This window comes from Ochrobactrum sp. PL_is483 (genome assembly GCF_055816855.1).
In genome coordinates, this window is the sequence record NZ_JBVPGS010000007.1 from 1 (window position 1) to 2,429 (window position 2,429).

The window sequence follows — 2,429 nt, forward strand, 5'->3', positions numbered from 1 at the left end:
ATTGCGCGCACGATCACGGAGCTGCCGGAAGGTCCGGGTTATATTTACATCGCCGGTGAGGCGCGGGCGGCTTCTGATTGCCGCAAGCATTTCCGTGATGTGCTTGGTTTCGACAAGCGTCGCATCGACGCCATCGGCTACTGGATCGAAGGGCAGGCGCGAGTGTGAACGTGACCGTCCCTGTTCCCGTCCGCAAAACCGTGAACACCGTTAGCGCCGCTCATACGCCGCGATGGACTGGAATCGTAGTCGGCCTGGCTTTGCTAGTAGCTATTTCGCTCACAAGCCTCCTGTTCGGTGCGCGACCAATTTCAGTATGGACGGCGCTCGGTGCGTTGTTCTCGCCCGATATGCAGTTGATTGATCACATAGTGGTTCGTGACTATCGCCTGCCGCGCACCTTGCTCGGCCTGCTTTGCGGCGCGGCTTTCGGCGTGTCGGGCGCGCTGATACAGGCCGCGACGCGCAATCCTTTGGCCGATCCGGGCATTCTCGGCGTCAATGCAGGAGCCGCCTTTTTCGTGACGCTGGCCGTCGGCCTGTTCGGCTTCCATTCGATTGATGCCTATTTGTGGTTCGCCTTTCTGGGCGCGATCCTTGTGACGCTTGCCGTTTACGCGCTCGGGGCGGCGGGCCGTGACGGTGCAACGCCCGTTCGTCTTGTGCTGGCCGGCGTCGCGCTGTCGGCCGTGCTTGGCGGTATCGGTTCCGCGATCACGCTGCTCGATCCGCAGGCCTTCGATTCCATGCGGTTCTGGTCGATCGGATCCGTTGCTGGCAGGAATATGGAGATCGTGGCGACGGTCGCTCCGTTCATCGGAATTGGGCTGGTGATTGCTTTGATTGCCGCCCGTTCTCTCAACGCCGTGGCGCTCGGTGACGATCTGGCTCGTTCGCTGGGTGCCAACATTCTCCGCGCCCGGATACTGACACTGATTGCAGTCACGCTTCTGGCTGGAGCCGGCACCGCCGCTTCCGGCCCCATCGGCTTCGTGGGCCTGATGGTCCCGCATGTGGTGCGGTGGTTCACCGGCCCGGATCAACGCTGGATTATCCCATTGACCATGATCTATGCGCCAGTGCTGCTGCTTTCTGCCGATATTGCCGGACGTCTGGTGCTATTTCCGGGCGAACTGGAAGCGGGCATCGTTACCGCCTTCATCGGCGCGCCTGTCCTGATCCTGCTGGCGCGGCGGAAGAAAGCGAGTGGGTTATGAGAACGTCAGCGCCGTCCCATATCGATTTCGGCCGCTCCGTGCATGTCATGCGGCGCTTCGGTGGTCGCCTGTCGGTTCGGTTGGATAGGCTTTCGATATTCATCGGCCTTTTGCTTGCGGTTCTTTCGCTCGGTGTTGCCGCGCTTTCTCTATCAAGCGGCAAATATCCGGTCCCTCTGATTGGCGTGCTGGGTGCTCTCATCGGTCGTGGCGACGACATGGTGCGAATGATCGTGGTGGAATGGCGTCTGCCGCGTGTTGCACTAGCCTTCCTGCTCGGCGCAGCACTTGCCATGAGCGGCGCGATCTTCCAGTCGCTGACGCGTAATCCGCTTGGAAGTCCGGATATCATAGGCTTCTCGGCAGGCTCCTATACTGGCGCGCTCGTGGTCATCCTGCTGCTGTCTGGCGGTTATTACGAGACGGCGGCTGGCGCGCTGATCGGCGGTATCGTCACGGCGATGGCCGTTTATCTTCTGGCCTATCGGCGCGGCGTGCAGGGTTTTCGGCTGATTGTCGTCGGCATCGGTGCGGCGGCGATGCTGTCGGCCTTCAACGCATGGATGATCCGCGAGGCAGATCTTCAGGTGGCCATGTCTGCCGCCATCTGGGGAGCCGGCTCCCTCAACGGTCTCGGCTTTGAGCAGATGGTGCCGGTTGTGGGCGCCCTTGCCGTTATTACTCCGCTGACCCTCTTGCTTTCACGCCCGATGCGTCAGCTCGAAATGGGCGACGATATGGCACGGGCGTCCGGTGTCAACGCCAACGGCACGCGGCTTTTGCTGATGGTACTTGGCGTGGCGCTGACGGCCATCGTCACCGCCGCTGCCGGTCCGATCTCCTTCATCGCACTCGCCGCACCCCAGATCGCAAGGCGGCTGACCCGCTCGGCCGGTGTCGCTCTCATTCCATCCGCGCTGACGGGCGGTCTTCTGTTGCTTGCTGCTGACTGGGCCGCACAGCATGCGTTCGGCGTTCAGCTCCCCGTCGGCGTCATGACGGTCAGCATCGGCGGTCTCTACTTCATCTGGCTATTGATACGGGAGGGCCGTAAATGACCCATTCTCAATTCCGGTCTGGTCGCCTTCACGCCGACAACGTAACCCTGCGCTATGACGAGCGGACGATTTCCAGAGGCCTGTCCGTCTCGATCCCGGATGGTTCCTTCACCGTGATCGTCGGCCCGAACGCCTGCGGCAAGTCCACGCTGCT

At 61.8% G+C, this 2,429-nt stretch carries 3 protein-coding genes; all 3 read left to right on the top strand.

From position 1 onward, the window contains the following. Positions 1–21 precede the first annotated feature (21 nt). From AC0TNJ_RS00035 to AC0TNJ_RS00045, 3 genes are read left to right on the top strand one after another with little or no spacing between them, the layout of a single operon-like run. Positions 22–168, top strand: a complete 147-nt coding sequence (locus AC0TNJ_RS00035) for an SIP domain-containing protein (protein WP_280514426.1) — start codon at positions 22–24, stop codon at positions 166–168. After that, positions 165–1,217 (top strand): FecCD family ABC transporter permease, encoded by a 1,053-nt coding sequence (locus tag AC0TNJ_RS00040; protein WP_171053471.1) that lies wholly within the window; start codon positions 165–167, stop codon positions 1,215–1,217. The genes AC0TNJ_RS00035 and AC0TNJ_RS00040 overlap by 4 nt, the downstream gene beginning before the upstream one ends. Then, on the top strand, positions 1,214–2,275 hold the full coding sequence (locus AC0TNJ_RS00045) for a FecCD family ABC transporter permease (protein WP_063881974.1): 1,062 nt from the start codon (positions 1,214–1,216) through the stop codon (positions 2,273–2,275). Before AC0TNJ_RS00040 ends, AC0TNJ_RS00045 begins: the two co-directional genes overlap by 4 nt. Positions 2,276–2,429: the final 154 nt, after the last annotated feature.